This window comes from Ruegeria sp. HKCCD4315, assembly GCF_013112245.1.
Classification (GTDB): domain Bacteria; phylum Pseudomonadota; class Alphaproteobacteria; order Rhodobacterales; family Rhodobacteraceae; genus Ruegeria.
In genome coordinates this window covers 1331525-1348215 of record NZ_WVRN01000001.1, presented here as the reverse complement: position 1 = coordinate 1348215, position 16691 = coordinate 1331525, and the positions used below count along the sequence as shown (strand labels likewise).

Sequence of the window (16691 nt, the reverse complement as noted above, 5' to 3'; positions counted from 1 at the left end):
CGTCCTCTAATCGATACAGATCACTTGTGCCTGCCCCGCCTCATCCAGATGCGAAATACATCCGAATTTCGGCGTAACGGCACTGCATTGTTTGGTGTCCGACAGGCAGAACCCTGCACAATCGGAGGCTTTTTCACAGGACTCCCCGGCGTCTGGCAAAGGTTCAAAGCAGATAAACTGCCGGAGTCGCCCACCCACCTCATAGCGTCCACCCTTGGCTTCGCACTCCTGGCGGGCCAAGTCGTCCTCTGTGGCTTGCGCTGCCCCTTCCCGGGGTAGGCACAGCATCAGGAGCGCCACGCACATCACCAGAAACGCTCGCATGGTTTAAATCCTTATGCTGACACCCTGAGCTTTCGGATTGGGCCGTCCAACGCGAACAAATCAGTTTTTGGGCGCGCGTTTTTCCAATCCCAACTTCTCGCGCACTTCTTGCGGCCCGATGACCCGTGCGCCCATATTCTCGATGATGGTCCCGGCCCGTTCGACCAGTTGCCAGTTCTCGGCCAGCACGCCCTTGTCCAGCCACAGGTTATCCTCCAGACCCACGCGCACGTTGCCGCCCGCCAGCACCGTAGCGGCGACATAAGCCATCTGGTTACGCCCCAGCGAAAATGCGCTGTAGGTCCAATCATCGGGGACATTGTTCACCATCGCCATGAAGGTATTCAGATCGTCCGGCGCACCCCACGGCACACCCATGCACAGCTGAACCAACGCGTTGGGCTCCAGAATCCCCTCTTTCACCAACCGCTTGGCAAACCATAGGTGGCCGGTGTCAAAGGCTTCGATCTCGGGCTTTACCCCCATATCCGTCATCATCTGTCCCATAGCGCGCAGCGCACCGGGCGTGTTGGTCATGACGTAGTCGGCCTCGGCAAAGTTCATGGTGCCACAGTCCAAAGTGCAGATTTCGGGCAAACACTCGGCAATATGCGCAACGCGCTCCGACGCGCCGATCATGTCAGTCCCGGCCTCATTCACAGGAAACGGGCTTTCAACGCCCCCAAACACGATGTCCCCACCCATCCCCGCGGTCAGGTTCAGAACAACGTCCACGTCGGCGTCGCGAATCCGGTCTGTCACCTCACGATACAGGTCCAGCCGACGGCTTGGCGCACCGGTTTCGGGGTCACGCACATGGCAATGCACAACTGCAGCCCCAGCCTTGGCGGCAGCAATCGCGCTGTCGGCAATCTGCTGCGGCGAGCGCGGTACATGAGGGCTGCGATCCTGCGTTCCACCCGAGCCGGTCACGGCGCAGGTGATAAAGACATCACGGTTCATTTCCAGAGGCATGGCGTTTTCCCCAAGTTATACCCGGTTTTGACCTGAGTTTTCCCCAGGCTTCTCCCCGGATTCCGATTTGCGTTCTGACCCGACTCTGGCGCAGCCTTGGGAAAACAACTTGCCAGAATGCGAATCGAACTTGATGCAATCCGCAAAAAACATACTGCAACCCGAACATCGCGCCCTGAAAACGGCGGTGCTGGTGCTTGATGACTGCAACACGCTCAGCTTCGCCTCGGCCGTCGACCCGATGCGCGCGGCCAACCGTCTGGCCGACCGCCCGGCTTTTGACTGGGACTATGTGACAGCGACACCCGAACCGGCAATGCTGACCAGCGCCCTGCAAGTGCCCGGCATCCCGCTGGCACGTCTACAAGGCTGTGACCTGATGATCGTTGTGGCCGGGTTCCAACTGGCCCGTCACGCCACCCCCAGCCTGCTCGCGGGTCTACGCCGGATCGCAGGCACCGGTGCAACAATGGCAGGCATCGACGGCGGCCCATGGCTGCTGGCCGAGGCCGGGCTGCTTGACGGTCACGCCGCCACCACCCATTGGGAAGACTTGGAAAACTTCGCCGCGCGCTTCCCCGAGGTCGATGTACGCCCTGACCGCTACACCGTCTCGGACACTAGGCTGACGTCAGGGGGCGCGATCCCAGCGGTTGAGATGATGCTGCACATCATCGCCGCCCGCCATGGCGCGGGTTTCGCGGCGCGCGTTTCGGGCTTGTTCCTCTACGAAGGCGCTCCAGACCCTGCCAAACCGCAAAGTCGCACTGGCGCACCACACCGCCACACAGCTTTGACCGCCAAGGCCAATTCACTGATGCAGGACTCTTTGGATGACCCCCTGCCGCTTGCCTATATCGCAGACCGACTGGGCACCAGCCCGCGTACGTTGCAACAACAGTTCCGTCTGCGCCTGAACACCACGCCGCAGGACCATTATCTGCAACTGCGCCTGGCCGAGGCCCGCCGACTTGTTACCGACACCGACATGCCGCTGATGGACGTGGCGCTGGCCACGGGATTTGCCTCACAATCCAGCTTTGCCCGTGCCTTTCGCACCGCGCACGGCCAGTCCGCCCGCGACCTCAGGCAAGAGCGCGCGCACCCCACCCATCACTGACCGGATCCAACTTCATCTGGCTAAAAATACCTCGGGGGAGCCGCCGAAGGCGGCGGGGGCAGCGCCCCCTGCCCTCAGTACGGCATTGGGTGCGCCTTATGGGCTGCATCCAACTCTGCCAGCACCTCATCTGACAACGTCAGATCCGCGCCAGCCAATACGTGTTCAAGCTGCTCAATCGTGGTCGCGCCAAAAATAGCGGACATCATGAACGGACGTGTACGACACCAGGCCAATGCCATATGCGTCGGATCCAAGCTATGGCGCGCAGCAACGTCCAGATAAGCCGCGACCGCATCAAACACCCGATCAGACTTGCGCCCGCCCAGTTCAGGCGAAAGCGACATGCGCGAACCGTCCGGGACGGCACCACCCTGATACTTACCCGTCAGCAACCCGGTACCCAAAGGCGAGAACGCCATCAGCCCGACATCTTCATGCACGCATAGCTCGGCCATATCCGTGTCGAACAGACGACAGAGCAGAGAATATTCGTTCTGAACCGATGCCACACGCGGCGCACCCATCTTTTCGGCCAAACGCACCCACTGCGCCGTGCCCCATGCACTTTCGTTGGACAGACCAAAGGCGCGGATGTTGCCCTTGTCGACCTGAGCCTGCAACGCCTCCAGACACTCCTGCATGTTCTCTAGAACGTCATCGGTGTTGTGCCCGGTTGGCGCAAAATCCCAATTCTGGCGGAACATGTAGCTGCCACGGTTCGGCCAGTGAAACTGGTAGAGATCAATGCACTCTGTCTGCAACCGCTTCAGTGACCCTTCGATCGCTTCGGGGATCGTCTTGCCTGTGATCGGCGCACCGTCGCGTACAAAGGACAACCCCTCGCCGGAATGCTTGGTCGCCAGAATGTAATCGCTCCGCCGCGCCGCATTGGCCGCGTTCCAGTTGCCCAGAATCTCTTCGGTGCGCCCGATCGTTTCTTTTGAAACCGGGTTCACCGGATACATCTCGGCTGCGTCCACAAAGTTGATGCCAGCATCCAGCGCCATGTCCATCTGCTTGTGCGCATCGGCTTCGGAGGTCTGTGTGCCAAAAGTCATGGTTCCAAGACACAGTTCGCTCACCATAATTCCTGTACGGCCCAAGGGCTTCATTTGCATCTTTCAAATCTCCCGAAAACGGCGTCGCCCGTCAGGCTTCAGCCTTCTTTTCCCACCGCCCGGATTCCTCCGACCAGTATTGTGCCGAACACCCCGCAGCGGTCAGCGATTTCCACTGCCCCCGCGCGTGTTGAACAGCCATATCGTCATTGCCATCAAACAGGATGCACACACGTTCCATCGCGGTGACTTCTTCCGCCTCGACCGGCGCGCCGTCAACGGCCATGACGCAGGACGCGCCATTGGCAGCTTCCGAACCTGTGGTCAGCAAAATTGGCTGCTCTGCGTCATGGGGGCCACCTTCGCGGCCATGCGGCAGGAACCCGTCTTCGGGCCCCAGCCACAGCTTTTCATCCAGCCAGTCCATCCGCGCGGGGTCGATGCCCCGCACGTCAATCTTCCACCCGGCCTGCCGCGCCTTGTCCAGCAGCACCGGCAAGGTGCGCTCCAGCGGCTGGCGGGTCAGGTGGTAGAAATAGACAGCGCCCATAAGCCTACTCGAAATTGTCCTGCACAAACCGGCTGAGCGCGCGAACACCCCAACCGGTGGCGCCTTTGGGTGCATAAGATGTCTCAGCGGAAACCGAGGCCACACCCGCGATATCCAGATGGATCCAAGGCGTTTCTTCTTTGACAAACCGTTGCAGGAACTGCGCGGCGGTGATCGAGCCCGCGGGCCGACCCCCTATGTTTTTCATGTCGGCGATTCGCGATTTCAGCAACTTGTCATAGGCATCGCCCAACGGCATCCGCCACGCGCCTTCATCCTCGGCCTTGGCGGATTTCAGGAATGCGTTGCAGAATGTATCGTTGTTCGAGAACACACCGGCATTCTCGTGCCCCAGCCCGATGATGATCGCGCCGGTAAGCGTGGCCAGATCGATCATGCCAACGGGGCTGAACCGTTCCTGCGCGTACCACATCACGTCGCACAGAACCAAGCGACCTTCGGCATCGGTGTTGATGATCTCGACCGTATCGCCTTTCATAGACTTGACCACATCACCGGGGCGTGTGGCATTGCCGGATGGCATGTTTTCAACCAATCCAACCAGACCAACGACATTGGCCTTGGCCTTACGCTTGGCCAGCGCGCGCATGGTACCGGCGACAACACCTGCGCCACCCATATCCATGGTCATCTCTTCCATGCCACCCGCTGGTTTCAGAGAGATACCGCCTGTGTCAAACACCACACCCTTGCCGACCAAAGCCAGCGGCGCATCGCCCTTGTCACCCCCCTTCCAGTGCATGACGACCACTTTGGACGGGCTGTCCGAGCCCTGCCCGACGCTCAGCAATGTGCGCATTCCCAGCTCGGCCAGCTTGTCTTCGTCCAGAACTTCGACCTCAAGGCCCAGCTCCTGCATCTCGACCAGGCGGTCGGCGAATTCGGAGGTTGTCAGAACGTTTGCGGGCTCATTGGTCAGATCGCGGGTCATCCGCACGCCATCAGCAATTGCGTAAAGCGGCGCAAATTCCGCCTCTGCCTCGTCAGGTTTCGAATGGCTGATTGTGACCGTGCCTGCGTCTTCGCTTTCTTTGGTCTTATGCGCGTCAAAGTCGTAGCTGCGCAGCGCGATACCCAAAGCCAGATCTTCTGTGCGCGCCTGATTGCCAACCATCACAAGCACGTCCTTGCCGCCTGCCAGCTTTGCCACAGCAGCACCCGCCTTGCGCGCCTCGTCCGCCTCAGGGCGGCGCGGCAGCACCAGAACGTCCAGGGCTTCGGCCACCATCCCCGCAGGCCACGCCAGCGAGATCACATCTGCAGTCTTGGTTTTTTCGAAAGACCCGCTTTCGACCAGCCGCGCGACAGCCCCTTTTGTCAGACGGTTAGCCCTTCGGGCGGCGGGGCTCATCTTGCCGTCAGACGGGATGATGATAACCACCCGACCTTCGGCCTGCGCCATCGCATCCAAGTCAAACTCCTGAAAGCGGATCGGTACCAGACTGCTCATTGTAAACTCCTCAAATTCTGTTCCCCAAGACCTAGCCCGCGTAGCACCGCTTGACCAGATAGCAGTTTTCCCCGGCCTTCAATTGCATTAAGGTCTCCGAAAAATAACCGGCAGGCTCGGGGGAGAAAGACGTGGCACGAGAGGGCAGGCATAAGCCGTTGCGCAGAACATTCTGCGCGCGCGCAAGCGGCCCGAACGCCCGTGTTGCAAGCTTTGCGGGGGCGCGCCTGTGATCCTCGACCGCTACTTCGCCCGACGTTTCATGCAGAGTTTTCTGGTCATTGGCGGCATTTTCCTAACACTGATGATTCTTATCGATCTGATCGAACAGATTCGCCGGTTTGACGATTATGACCTGTCTTTCGGTCAGTTGTTGCAACTTACACTGCTCAACACACCGGCCGCGATCAGCGAAATGCTACCGCTGCTGGTCATTTTGTCGACCATCGCCCTTTTCGTAGGGCTTGCGCGCACCTCAGAGCTTGTGGTGACACGTGCCACCGGCCGCTCGGGCATCCGCGCTTTGGTGGCGCCTGTCCTTCTTGCACTCACCATCGGTGTGCTGGCCGTGGCATTGCTGAACCCAATCGCCGCTGCCACCTCGGAAGAGTTCCAGCGCCTGTCCGATTCCTATCGCAACAATGGCAGCTCTGCCCTGTCGATCAGCAGTGAAGGGTTGTGGCTGCGCCAATCGGCGGAAAACGGACAAGCGGTGATCCACGCGCGGGGCACCTCAAACGGCGACAAGCTGGGACTGGACGACGTGACAGTGATCACATTTGCACGCGATGGAAAGCCAACCCAACAGATCATTGCCGACCGGGCCGATCTGGAGGATGGCCGGTGGATTCTTTCCAACGCCAAGATCTGGTCCATGCAAGACGGTGGGAACCCCGAAACCAACGCCGTTGTTCATGACCGCCTGGACCTTCCGACTTCGCTAACCCGCCAGCGCATTCTCGACACGCTGGGACAACAAGATTCCGTTTCGGTTTACGACCTGCCGCAACTGATCGCGGATCTGCGCGAAGCAGGCTTTTCGACCAAACAGTATGAGGTCTGGCTGCAAGTGCAACTGGCACGCCCCTTCTTTCTGGTCTCGATGGTCCTGATCGGAGCAGCCTTCACCATGCGTCACGTCCGCTTTGGCGGAACGGGTATTGCGGTACTAACAGCGGTTCTGCTTGGCTTTGCCATCTACTTCGTCCGCAACTTTGCGCAAATCCTCGGGGAAAACGGACAATTGCCCACATACATCGCTGCCTGGGCACCGCCCTTTGCTGCCATTTTGCTGTCTCTTGGCTTGCTGCTTCATGCGGAGGACGGCTGATGCGGCGCTTTGTTCCCCTCTTGCTGACCGGCGCGCTGGCATTGTCCGCCCCGGCACCCCTTGTGGCCCAATCGACGCCTGCACAGCCTCAGGGCGCAGAAACGCAGGAAGAGCCCGCCCTGCTGGTCGCCGACAAGGTTTTCATCACGCCTGAACGCAAACTGGTGGCTGAAGGCAATGTCGAGGCTTTTCAGGGCGACATCAAGCTGTCCGCTCAGCGTGTGACTTATGACCGTGAAACCGGTCAGCTGACACTGGAAGGCCCCATCCGTATCGATCAGGGCGGTCAGACAACGCTGCTGGCGGACTCTGGACAGCTCGACAGTGGCATTCAAAACGGTTTGCTGATCGGTGCACGAATGGTGTTTGACCAGCAGGTTCAGATTGCTTCGGTCCAGGCAAAACGAGCAGCGGGCCGCTATACACAATTCAGTAAAGTCTCGGCTACGTCCTGCCATGTCTGCGCCAACGGCAAGCCGCCGCTCTGGCAGATTAGGGCCCGTCGTGTCACCCATGACCAGTTGGAACAACAGCTCTATTTCGAAGGCGCGCAGCTTCGGGTGCTGGACTACCCGGTATTCTATTTCCCCTATCTGCGCCTACCCGATCCCACGCTTGACCGCGCGACAGGCTTTCTGGTGCCTTCGATCCGCAGTACCTCACAATTGGGAACAGGCGTTCAGGTTCCGTATTTCATCAAGCTGGGGGACCACAAGGACCTGACGCTGACACCTTATGTATCAGGCAACACGACAACGTTGGGTTACAGATACCGTCAAGCCTTTGTGAACGGACGTATTCAGTTAGATGGTGCCTATACCCGCGATGACATTCAGCCTGATCAAGATCGTGGCTACCTGTTCGCAAATGGCTGGTTCAACCTCAAGAATGACTACCGGCTGACCTTCCAAGTGCAAACCGCCTCGGATGATGCCTATCTTGTGGATTACGGCCTGCCTGATCCGGACCGTTTGCGCAGTGAACTTTCGCTGGAGCGGATCAAGCGAGATACCGCATTCAAAACCAGCCTGATCCATTACAAAACGCTGCGCGAAAGTGAAAACCAGGACGAAATTCCGTCTCGCGTATTCGATTTGAATTACGAAAAACGCTTTTTCCCCGGTGCTTTGGGCGGCGAAGTGCGGCTGGCCTTTATCGGCCACGCCCATGAACGTACAAGCGACGCAGACATTGTTGGCCGAGACATCGCCCGCGCCACGTTTGACGCAGAGTGGCTGCGCAGCTGGACCTTCGCTTCGGGCCTGCGCGCCGACGTAACGCTGGGGGCATCTGTCGACACGTTCAACATTCGCCATGACAGCAATTTCCCCTCGCAGGTCACACGCTCAACGCCAAGGGCTGCTCTGACATTGCGCTATCCGATGACGCGGCGCGAGCAATCAGGTGCCGTGCAATTCCTTGAGCCCATCGCTCAGATCGGATGGACGCATGTGTCGGACACAGACGTGCCAAATGACGAGAGCACTTTTCAGGAATTCGATCAGGGTAACTTGCTGGCGCTCTCGCGTTTCCCAGCGGAAGATCAGCGCGAAGACGGTGCAACAGGTGTTGTTGGCCTGAACTGGGCCCGTTACGGTGCAGGCGGCTGGCAGGCGCTGGCCACCGTCGGTCAGGTGTTCCGGGCGGATGCCGATCCGAATTTCACCCTGACATCGGGTTTGCAAGGCACCTCATCCGATCTGCTGATCGCAGGACAGATTCAAACCAACAATGGCTGGTCCCTTGGCGGTCGCGGACTGATCGACAGCGATTTCAGTTTTGTCAAAGCAGAACTGCGTGGTGCCTGGACAAACGAGGTTGCGAGGATTTCCGGCAGTTACATCTGGCAGGAACCGGATCCAGCGGAAAATATCGTCGACGAGATCTCGGAAATCTGGCTTGTCGGCCGGTATCAGGTCGATCAGAACTGGCTGACGAATGCCCAGGCGCGCTATGATCTGGGCCAATCCGAACCGATCCGTTTGGGTCTGGGCGTGACATATCGCAACGAATGCGTGCAGGTTAACATGTCTGTAAGCCGGCGCTTTACTTCAACATCCACTATTGAGCCTTCGACAGAATTCGGGTTTACCCTGTCATTGACAGGGTACTCTGTCGAAAGCGGTGGCAAGACATACAAGAGAACATGCAGTTGATATCAGGTTTCTCCAGGTTTCTACGTTCCGGTTGGCTTAAACCGGTCGCACCGGCGCTGACTGCCGCGATTTTCGCAGTTGCAGGCACGCATTCCATGGCGCAAAGCCTGTTTTCTCCTGCGATCCGGGTCAATCAGGACATCGTTACCTGGTACGAACTCGAACAACGGCTGCAATTCCTGAACGTACTGGGCCTGCCCGGCGGCAGCGAAGCCGACGTGCGAGACGCCCTGATCAATGCAAAGCTGCGCCAACAAGTCATGCGCGAAGCTGGCGTGCAAGCGGCCCCCGAGGCCGTCCAACTGGGCATCGACGAATTTGCGTCGCGCGGCCAGTTATCCTCGGAACAGTTCCTGCAATTGCTTGGGGAATCAGGCGTCGACCCTGAGACCGTTCGGGATTACATCGCGGATCAGTTGGCTTGGCGTGACTACATCAGCTCACGCTACCTGTCTCAGGCGCGTCCCACCGAAGATGAGATCGACCGGGCCCTTGGGCAGACCGGGGGCGGTGGGCTTCAAGTCCTTTTGTCCGAAATTATCATCCCGGTGAATCAGCAAACCGTTGCGCAGACCGAACTGCTGGCTCAGGAAATCTCGCGGCTGGAAGGTGTTGATGCGTTTTCGGCAGCCGCAGCACAATATTCCGCAGCCGCCACCCGTGATCAGGGCGGACGGTTGGACTGGCTGAACATCACAGACCTTCCGCCAGCTCTGCAGCCTGTAATCCTGGGACTTCAAAACGGAGAGGTCACGGATCCCATTTCGTTGCCAAATGCTGTCGCCTTGTTCCAGATGCGCGGCCTTCGTGAAGTTGCAACCTCAGCCGCCCCGATCTCAAAGCTGGATTATGCGATCTACTACATCCCAGGTGGCCGCAATGCCGACGCGCTGTCGCAAGCCACACGCCTGAAAGAAGAGATCGACACCTGCGATGACCTTTATGGAATCGCCAAGGATCAACCCCCAGAAGTCTTGGAACGCATCGACGCCGCCCCTTCTGAGGTGCCCCGTGATGTCGCGGTAGAATTGGCCAATCTGGACCGCAACGAGGTGTCTACAAACCTGACGCGCAACAACGGTCAAACGCTGATGTTCCTGATGCTGTGCAACCGCACACGTGATCTGGGTGAAAACACCTCTCGCGCGGACGTGGCCAATGCCTTGGCACAGCAACGCCTTACAGCCTTTGCCGAAAGCCTGGTGGAACAGCTGCGGGCCGACGCTATTATCGTTCAGGAATGACCCGCCCAATCGCGTTCAGCTGTGGTGAACCGGCGGGGATCGGTCCCGAAATAGCGGCCAAAGCTTGGGACGAGCTACGCGGCTCCTGCCCGTTCTTCTATATCGGCGATGCCAGCCACCTGCCTGCTGGGACTCCGGTCGCGGAAATCGAAGATCCCGCGCAGGCCCTGACGGTCTGCGATCAAGCGTTGCCCGTCCTACAACTGGACTTCCTGGTCCCCAATGTGCCTGGCCAGCCCGACCCCGCCAATGCACCTTCTGTGATCGATGCCATCGAAACCGGTGTCGACTTGGTAAAAGCAGGACACGCCTCGGCGCTTTGCACAGCGCCCATCCACAAAAAAGCTCTGATAGACGGGGCCGGATTCAGCTATCCCGGCCATACCGAGTTTCTTGCCGCCCTTTCTGGAACGCAACGGGTCGTGATGATGTTGGCCAGCGATCAACTGCGTGTTGTGCCTGCTACAATTCATATTCCGTTGTCACAAGTTCCAGAAGCCCTGACCCCGGATCTCCTACGCGATACGATCGAGATTACCGCTGCTGGCCTTCGCAAGCAGTTCGGCATCGCCAACCCGCGCATCGCCATCGCTGGCCTCAACCCTCATGCGGGCGAAGGCGGCAAAATGGGAACTGAGGAAGGCGATTGGATTGCCTCGCTTGTCGCTGAACTGAACCTCGATGGCGCGACGCTCACTGGCCCCCACCCGGCAGATACGCTGTTTCACGCCGCGGCCCGCGCGCGCTATGATGCGGCGATCGCGATGTATCACGATCAGGCCCTGATACCGATCAAAACCTTGGATTTCGACCGCGGCGTGAATGTGACACTGGGCCTGCCCTTTATCCGAACGTCGCCGGATCACGGCACAGCGCTGGACATCGCCGGGAAAGGCATTGCCACGCCCACCAGCCTGATCGAGGCCCTGAAGCTCGCTCAACGCATGGCAAAAAGCTCTTGATCCTTCACCTGGCTGAAAATACCTCCGCCGGAGGCAAAAAATCTCTGGCGCACATGCGCTCCTTTGCATCACGGTAATCGGATCATGAGCGCTATCGACAATCTTCCCCCGCTGCGCGAGGTCATCGCAACCCATCAGCTCTCGGCGCGCAAGTCATTGGGTCAGAACTTCCTGCTGGACCTTAACCTGACCGCCAAGATCGCCCGTCAGGCCGGGGACCTGACTGAATGTGATGTGCTGGAAATCGGCCCTGGCCCCGGCGGTTTGACACGCGGGCTTTTGTCTGAAGGCGCGCGCAAGGTCGTCGCACTGGAAAAAGACACGCGCTGTATCGCTGCCCTGAACGACATCGCTGCGGCGTATCCCGGACGGCTTCAGGTCATCAACGGTGATGCGCTGGAAATCAACCCGCTGGAACACCTGACGCCGCCGATCCGCGTTGCGGCCAACCTGCCCTATAACGTGGGAACCGAGTTGCTGGTCCGTTGGCTGACGCCACCCGAATGGCCACCTTTCTGGCAAAGCCTGACGCTGATGTTCCAACGCGAAGTTGCTGAACGTATCGTCGCTCAACCCGGCAGCAAGGCGTACGGCCGTCTCGCCATCCTTGCGCAATGGCGGGCTGAGGCGCGCATCGCCATGTCGCTGCCCCCAGGCGCGTTCACCCCACCGCCCAAGGTGTCCAGCGCCGTGGTTCACCTGACCGCCCTGCCCGAGCCCCGCTATCCTGCCGATGCTGCCATCCTGTCCCGTGTTGTGGCTGCGGCCTTCAATCAACGTCGCAAAATGCTGCGGGCTTCATTGAAGGGCGTGGCCCCCGATATCGAAGACCGTTTGCTGGCGGCAGGGATTCAGCCCACGGAACGCGCGGAACAAGTTCCGCTGGAAGCGTTCTGCGCACTGGCCCGCGAAGTTCAAAAGACCTGAAAATAAAAAGCCCCGGTTCTACCGGGGCTTTTCGTTCGATCTGTTGCTTGGCTTATTCGGCCGCTTCCGGTGCGTCCCCATCGGTTTTAGGGGCCTCTTCGCTCACCGGTGCAGCTTTGGGCTTCCGCGCCCGCGGCTTGCGTGCAGGTTTTTCCTTTTTCTCCGGAGCTGAGCCTTCAGCCTCTTTGCTTTCCGGAGTTTCAACCAACCCGCTTTCAGGTGCGGCCTCGGGGGCTGCGAAATCCATCACATCCGGCTGCGGCGCTTCGGCCGGGTCGGCCTGACGGGCGGCTTCGCGTTCTTGACGTTCGGCGCGTTCGCGATCCCGTTCGGCCTGGCGTTCGCGGTTCTGGCGCTCCTGCTCTTCCCGGCGGGCTTCCATTTCGCGCTGCGCTTCGCTCAGCATTCGCAAGTAATGCTCGGCATGCTGCTGAAAGTTCTCAGCCGCCACACGGTCGTTTGACAGTTGCGCGTCACGTGCCAGTTGATTGTATTTGTCAATGATCTGCTGCGGCGTGCCACGCACTTTGCCCTCGGGGCCCGAGCTGTCAAACACACGGTTTACGACGTTGCCGCCGGAGGGACGATTGCGGTTATTCTTGGCCCGCGAGCGGGATTTGGAAGATCTCATCTTTCTCTACGTCAGCCTTGTCAATTCGCTGTCGAACCACCCGTGTTTTGCACTGCTCTAAGGCGTTTGCCGTGACGGGATCTCGACTTTTTTGGGCTTGGCGTCAGGGGTGCGCTGCAACAGCGTCAACCTCGCCGACTAATCCTGAGTAAGCATGTCCTGACCGCGCAGACAAGAGGAATCTCGGGTTTTCACCAGGTTTTTTGGTTCGGGCAGCGCTTTTTGGTCGCAATCCTGCCGATCAACCCGGCATTTTTGCGCCAACCACACGGTCGCGCCCATCCAGATCAGGGATCACACAAACATCTACAAGCCCTGCCGCATCAAACAAAGCGGCAACTTTTTTGGCCTGCGTTGGGCCTATTTCAACAAGAATCCGCCCCCCCGGCAGAAGAAAATCGGGGGCTGACGCGGCAATCCGACGATATGCACCCAACCCGTCTCCTTCGTCGGTTAGGGCCATACGCGGCTCGTGCTCTTTGACCTCTGGTGACAATTCGACCATTTCGTCCACTGAGATATAAGGTGGATTGGAAACAATAAGGTCAAACTGACCATCAATGTTTTCAAACCAATCCGAGCGCACAATATCCACTCTCCCCTGAACTTGATGCTCAATCGCATTTGCACTGGCTTGCAGACAGGCAGCTTCGCTCAGATCGGCCCCGACGCCTGACGCGCTGGCACGTTCGGCCAGCAACGTAATCAGGATGCAACCCGAGCCGACCCCCAAATCCAGAACGTGATCAAACGGCGCGCTCAGGGCTGCTTCGATCAGGGTTTCGGTTTCGGGTCGTGGATCCAGAACATCCCGGCTGACCCGGAACCGGCGCCCATAAAACTCTCGTTCGCCTAACAAATGTGAAACTGGCACCCGAATGGCGCGAAGCGAGATCAACTGGTCATAGCGCTCGGCAATCTCGGGCTGCAACTCCTCGGGCGCAATCAGCGTCACCCGACTGGCTTCTATGCGCGCCGCATGGGCCAGCAGCAGTCGTGCATCGCGCGCGGGGTCATCCACGCCAGCCGCCCGCAGACGGGCCGTTGCCGCCACCATGGCCTGTGCCGCTGTCTGCAGGCCGGTCATTGCGCCATCTCGGCAAGCAGCCGCGCCTGATCATCAGCCGTCAGCGCATCGATGACCTCATCCAGATCGCCCTGCATGACCTGATCCAGCTTATAAAGCGTCAGGTTGATGCGGTGATCCGTCATGCGACCTTGCGGGAAGTTATAGGTACGAATACGTTCCGAACGGTCGCCCGAGCCCACCTGACTGGCCCGATCTGCCGAGCGTTCACTGTCAATCCGCTGCCGCTCCAGATCATAAAGCCGTGTCTTCAGCACCTGCATGGCAATCTCGCGGTTACGGTGCTGTGACTTCTCGGAACTCGTTACAACCAACCCCGTCGGAAGGTGCGTTATCCGGACCGCCGAGTCGGTGGTGTTGACGTGCTGTCCACCCGCGCCTGAACTGCGCATCGTATCGATTCTGATGTCATTTGCGTCGATCTGGATGTCCACATCCTCGGCCTCGGGCAGAACCGCCACTGTCGCAGCCGATGTATGAATCCGCCCGCCACTTTCCGTCTCGGGTACGCGCTGCACGCGGTGCACGCCGGATTCGTACTTCATCCGGGCAAAGACATTGTCGCCCTTGATATGAGCCACGACCTCTTTGATGCCGCCCAAATCCGAGGCCTGTTCCTCGATAATCTCAAACCGCCAGCCCCGCGCCTCGGCATAGCGTTGATACATGCGCAAGAGGTCGCTTGCGAACAAAGCGGCCTCATCGCCGCCGGTTCCAGGGCGAATTTCCAACATCGCCGGGCGCGCATCGGCCGCGTCTTTTGGCAGCAACGCCAATTGCAGGGCCTGTTCCGCCGCAGGAATACTGGCCTGTAGCTGAGGGATTTCCTCTTCGGCCAGTTCTTTCATGTCCGGGTCGGCCAACATCGCCTGGGCCTCGGCCAGATCCGCGACCAGCTGCCGCCAGGCCATGATCTGATCAACCACCGGCTTGAGGTCGGAATACTCCTTGGCAAGCGTCGCAATATCGCCCCCCGACACGCCATCGGCCATGGCTGCTTCGAGGTATTGAAAACGCTGGGTGATCTGTTCAAGACGTTCTTCGGGGATCATCCGGGCGGTGTCTCTCATCCCGGGGCTTTGGTCAAGGGCAACGTCATGCTAAGCTTGCTGTCATGAAACGGATTTTGCTTGCTTTACTGCTGACATCCACGCCGGTTTTCGCTGATTACGTCGGCCCGGACGGTAAAACCCGCGATTGCTATTGCACCGACACGTCCGGGACGCGCATCGAGTTGGGCGAGATGATCTGCCTGCAGGTCGATGGCCGCATGTTCACCGCGCAATGTCAAATGTCGCTGAACGTTCCCATGTGGCGAGAGGTTCAGGAAGGGTGCCTGTCATCGGGGTTGCAAAGTAAACCCTTTGGGAAGGCAGCTTCGGACGACGCGTCTTAAACCACCGCCACTCAATTACATCTTCTGCAACCACCCATCGACCCGCGCTTTGTTCACGCCAAAATCTTTGCGCCCAAACCGCAGGCGGCCGTGAACGCGCAGAGAGTTGCCGTCCTGCTGAACCGTGGTGTAGTCGGGAAAGCCGATCCATTTCGTGCGGGTGATGTAGGTGATCATGCCTGCATCGACAGACCCTGCCAAAACCGATGTGCGGGGCGTGGCGCGGATGATCTGGTCCAGACGCTGCAAACCTTCGGGGCCGGTTTCGACAACGCGCACCACACCGCCGGGCAGGTCCTGATCCACGGGTGCGACCGGCGCAACATTCCATTGCGCAGGGTCGGATGGGGCCAGCCGGATATAAGCGCCTAGTCCGATCACAAGCGCGAGCACTGCCCAAAGAACCATCTTTTTCATCCCACTTTACCCTCTGGGGCAAATCCTAGGCGGATGAAGCGCCTGCACAACCCGTTCCACACCGGTTTACCGCGACGTCACCCCCGGCAGGATGCACAGCATCTCATATATCAGGTTCGCCGCCGTCAGCGCCGTGTTTCCCGATGGGTCATATGGTGGTGAGACCTCGACAAGGTCACAGCCCACCGCGTTCACCCCTTGCAACGCATGGATCAGTTGCAACGCCTGTGGGGTCGTCAGCCCCGCAATCTCTGGCGTGCCGGTGCCCGGAGCAAAGGCCGGATCCAGGCTGTCGATGTCATAGGTGATATAAACCGGATGCTCACCGATGGTCTTGCGAATCTGCGAGCCGATCTGGGTCAGGTTCTGCTGCCACAGCTCCCAGGCGGGAAACTGGCGAAAACCCCAATCCTTGGCCTCGGTAAAGTCCGATGCCGCGTAGCCTGATCCACGAATGCCGATCTGAAAGGTTTTGTCAGGAACGATCAGCCCTTCTTCGTAGGCGCGGCGGAAAACGGTGCCGTGGGTTTCCTTTTCACCAAACATCTCGTCATTCACGTCCGCATGGGCATCCACATGCACCAGCGCTACCGGCCCGTGCTTGGCGGCAATCGCCCGCAGGATCGGCAAGGTGATTGAATGATCACCCCCCATCGCCACCGGGATGACGTTCTTTGCCAGTATTGCATCATAACTTTCTTTGATGATCCTCAGGCTGTCCGACAATGAGAAGGTATTGATCGCCAGATCCCCGATGTCAGCGATCTGCAAGCTGTCAAACGGGGCCGCCGACGTGGCCATATTATAGGGCCGGATCATCGCGCTTTCACTGCGGATCTGTTTCGGGCCAAACCGAGTGCCCGACCGCCACGAGGTGCCGATATCCATCGGAATGCCAAGCACCGCCACGTCCAGCCCCGCCAGTGACGCGGCCTGTGGAAGGCGCATAAACGTGTTCGGCCCCGAGAAACGCGCCAAGTCATTGCCGCTGACCGGTTGGTTGAATTCTGTCATGCGCGTGCCGCCCCATCCTTTTTTTT

At 59.2% G+C, this 16691-nt stretch carries 17 protein-coding genes; 7 read left to right on the top strand and 10 right to left on the bottom strand.

Translation table 11 applies throughout. The annotated features are described in order from the left end of the window. Window positions 1–6: 6 nt before the first annotated feature. Both GS646_RS06755 and GS646_RS06750 read right to left on the bottom strand, forming a co-directional pair. A complete protein-coding gene (locus tag GS646_RS06755; protein WP_171183514.1) occupies window positions 7–324 on the bottom strand; it encodes a hypothetical protein in 318 nt (105 codons plus the stop codon). A gap of 60 nt (window positions 325–384) precedes the next feature. Further along, window positions 385–1299, bottom strand: coding sequence for a 3-keto-5-aminohexanoate cleavage protein (locus tag GS646_RS06750; RefSeq protein ID WP_171183516.1), 915 nt, complete (start codon window positions 1297–1299; stop codon window positions 385–387). Between the two features lie 133 nt (window positions 1300–1432). On the opposite strand from GS646_RS06750, the gene GS646_RS06745 reads away from it, so the two are divergent. After that, window positions 1433–2419, top strand: a complete 987-nt coding sequence (locus GS646_RS06745; RefSeq protein WP_171090459.1) for a GlxA family transcriptional regulator — start codon at window positions 1433–1435, stop codon at window positions 2417–2419. Window positions 2420–2493: 74 nt separating this feature from the next. Here the strand turns inward: GS646_RS06745 and GS646_RS06740 are convergent, their stop codons facing one another. From GS646_RS06740 to GS646_RS06730, 3 genes are read right to left on the bottom strand one after another with little or no spacing between them, the layout of a single operon-like run. Beyond that, window positions 2494–3540 carry an aldo/keto reductase gene (locus tag GS646_RS06740; protein ID WP_171648447.1) on the bottom strand — a complete coding sequence of 349 codons (1047 nt, stop codon included), beginning with the start codon at window positions 3538–3540 and terminating at the stop codon, window positions 2494–2496. A 31-nt stretch (window positions 3541–3571) separates the two neighbouring features. Then, window positions 3572–4030 carry a DNA polymerase III subunit chi gene (locus tag GS646_RS06735; protein WP_171183519.1) on the bottom strand — a complete coding sequence of 153 codons (459 nt, stop codon included), beginning with the start codon at window positions 4028–4030 and terminating at the stop codon, window positions 3572–3574. Between the two features lie 4 nt (window positions 4031–4034). Beyond that, window positions 4035–5501 carry a leucyl aminopeptidase gene (locus GS646_RS06730; protein WP_171648448.1) on the bottom strand — a complete coding sequence of 489 codons (1467 nt, stop codon included), beginning with the start codon at window positions 5499–5501 and terminating at the stop codon, window positions 4035–4037. Window positions 5502–5730: 229 nt separating this feature from the next. Between GS646_RS06730 and lptG the strand changes: the two genes are divergently transcribed. The 5 genes from lptG to rsmA all read left to right on the top strand — a co-directional run bounded on the left by lptG (window position 5731) and on the right by rsmA (window position 12120). After that, window positions 5731–6831, top strand: coding sequence for an LPS export ABC transporter permease LptG (lptG, locus tag GS646_RS06725; RefSeq protein ID WP_171183522.1), 1101 nt, complete (start codon window positions 5731–5733; stop codon window positions 6829–6831). Further along, complete coding sequence (lptD, locus tag GS646_RS06720; RefSeq protein WP_171183524.1) at window positions 6831–8987, top strand: LPS assembly protein LptD; 2157 nt, start codon at window positions 6831–6833, stop codon at window positions 8985–8987. The genes lptG and lptD overlap by 1 nt, the downstream gene beginning before the upstream one ends. Further along, window positions 8978–10231 carry a peptidylprolyl isomerase gene (locus GS646_RS06715; RefSeq protein WP_171648450.1) on the top strand — a complete coding sequence of 418 codons (1254 nt, stop codon included), beginning with the start codon at window positions 8978–8980 and terminating at the stop codon, window positions 10229–10231. The genes lptD and GS646_RS06715 overlap by 10 nt, the downstream gene beginning before the upstream one ends. After that, window positions 10228–11193, top strand: a complete 966-nt coding sequence (gene pdxA, locus GS646_RS06710) for a 4-hydroxythreonine-4-phosphate dehydrogenase PdxA (protein ID WP_171183528.1) — start codon at window positions 10228–10230, stop codon at window positions 11191–11193. Before GS646_RS06715 ends, pdxA begins: the two co-directional genes overlap by 4 nt. An 84-nt stretch (window positions 11194–11277) precedes the next feature. Then, on the top strand, window positions 11278–12120 hold the full coding sequence (gene rsmA, locus GS646_RS06705; RefSeq protein WP_171090475.1) for a 16S rRNA (adenine(1518)-N(6)/adenine(1519)-N(6))-dimethyltransferase RsmA: 843 nt from the start codon (window positions 11278–11280) through the stop codon (window positions 12118–12120). Between the two features lie 52 nt (window positions 12121–12172). On the opposite strand, the gene GS646_RS06700 is transcribed toward rsmA, so the two are convergent. The 3 genes from GS646_RS06700 to prfA all read right to left on the bottom strand — a co-directional run bounded on the left by GS646_RS06700 (window position 12173) and on the right by prfA (window position 14890). Continuing rightward, window positions 12173–12751, bottom strand: a complete 579-nt coding sequence (locus GS646_RS06700; protein WP_171090477.1) for a DUF4167 domain-containing protein — start codon at window positions 12749–12751, stop codon at window positions 12173–12175. Between the two features lie 241 nt (window positions 12752–12992). After that, complete coding sequence (prmC, locus tag GS646_RS06695) at window positions 12993–13838, bottom strand: peptide chain release factor N(5)-glutamine methyltransferase (RefSeq protein ID WP_171090479.1); 846 nt, start codon at window positions 13836–13838, stop codon at window positions 12993–12995. After that, a complete protein-coding gene (gene prfA / locus GS646_RS06690; RefSeq protein WP_171183652.1) occupies window positions 13835–14890 on the bottom strand; it encodes a peptide chain release factor 1 in 1056 nt (351 codons plus the stop codon). The genes prmC and prfA overlap by 4 nt, the downstream gene beginning before the upstream one ends. 62 nt (window positions 14891–14952) lie before the next feature. Between prfA and GS646_RS06685 the strand changes: the two genes are divergently transcribed. Further along, complete coding sequence (locus tag GS646_RS06685; RefSeq protein WP_171090481.1) at window positions 14953–15234, top strand: hypothetical protein; 282 nt, start codon at window positions 14953–14955, stop codon at window positions 15232–15234. Between the two features lie 15 nt (window positions 15235–15249). Here GS646_RS06685 and GS646_RS06680 read toward each other — a convergent pair whose 3' ends face one another. Together GS646_RS06680 and speB are read right to left on the bottom strand one after the other, a co-directional pair. Continuing rightward, window positions 15250–15651 carry a DUF1499 domain-containing protein gene (locus tag GS646_RS06680; RefSeq protein WP_171183530.1) on the bottom strand — a complete coding sequence of 134 codons (402 nt, stop codon included), beginning with the start codon at window positions 15649–15651 and terminating at the stop codon, window positions 15250–15252. Between the two features lie 66 nt (window positions 15652–15717). Next, complete coding sequence (speB, locus tag GS646_RS06675; RefSeq protein ID WP_171183532.1) at window positions 15718–16665, bottom strand: agmatinase; 948 nt, start codon at window positions 16663–16665, stop codon at window positions 15718–15720. Window positions 16666–16691: the final 26 nt, after the last annotated feature.

What these genes read in the sequence shown, in the direction of transcription:
- rsmA (WP_171090475.1), top strand. Translation starts at nt 11,278, where the DNA reads ATGAGCGCTATCGACAATCTTCCCCCGCTGCGCGAGGTCATCGCAACC.
- GS646_RS06745 (WP_171090459.1), top strand. Translation starts at nt 1,433, where the DNA reads ATGCAATCCGCAAAAAACATACTGCAACCCGAACATCGCGCCCTGAAA.
- GS646_RS06755 (WP_171183514.1), bottom strand. Translation starts at nt 324, where the DNA reads ATGCGAGCGTTTCTGGTGATGTGCGTGGCGCTCCTGATGCTGTGCCTA.
- GS646_RS06685 (WP_171090481.1), top strand. Translation starts at nt 14,953, where the DNA reads ATGAAACGGATTTTGCTTGCTTTACTGCTGACATCCACGCCGGTTTTC.
- speB (WP_171183532.1), bottom strand. Translation starts at nt 16,665, where the DNA reads ATGACAGAATTCAACCAACCGGTCAGCGGCAATGACTTGGCGCGTTTC.
- prmC (WP_171090479.1), bottom strand. Translation starts at nt 13,838, where the DNA reads ATGACCGGCCTGCAGACAGCGGCACAGGCCATGGTGGCGGCAACGGCC.
- pdxA (WP_171183528.1), top strand. Translation starts at nt 10,228, where the DNA reads ATGACCCGCCCAATCGCGTTCAGCTGTGGTGAACCGGCGGGGATCGGT.
- prfA (WP_171183652.1), bottom strand. Translation starts at nt 14,890, where the DNA reads ATGATCCCCGAAGAACGTCTTGAACAGATCACCCAGCGTTTTCAATAC.
- GS646_RS06715 (WP_171648450.1), top strand. Translation starts at nt 8,978, where the DNA reads ATGCAGTTGATATCAGGTTTCTCCAGGTTTCTACGTTCCGGTTGGCTT.
- GS646_RS06735 (WP_171183519.1), bottom strand. Translation starts at nt 4,030, where the DNA reads ATGGGCGCTGTCTATTTCTACCACCTGACCCGCCAGCCGCTGGAGCGC.
- GS646_RS06730 (WP_171648448.1), bottom strand. Translation starts at nt 5,501, where the DNA reads ATGAGCAGTCTGGTACCGATCCGCTTTCAGGAGTTTGACTTGGATGCG.
- GS646_RS06750 (WP_171183516.1), bottom strand. Translation starts at nt 1,299, where the DNA reads ATGCCTCTGGAAATGAACCGTGATGTCTTTATCACCTGCGCCGTGACC.
- GS646_RS06740 (WP_171648447.1), bottom strand. Translation starts at nt 3,540, where the DNA reads ATGCAAATGAAGCCCTTGGGCCGTACAGGAATTATGGTGAGCGAACTG.
- GS646_RS06700 (WP_171090477.1), bottom strand. Translation starts at nt 12,751, where the DNA reads ATGAGATCTTCCAAATCCCGCTCGCGGGCCAAGAATAACCGCAATCGT.
- GS646_RS06680 (WP_171183530.1), bottom strand. Translation starts at nt 15,651, where the DNA reads ATGAAAAAGATGGTTCTTTGGGCAGTGCTCGCGCTTGTGATCGGACTA.
- lptD (WP_171183524.1), top strand. Translation starts at nt 6,831, where the DNA reads ATGCGGCGCTTTGTTCCCCTCTTGCTGACCGGCGCGCTGGCATTGTCC.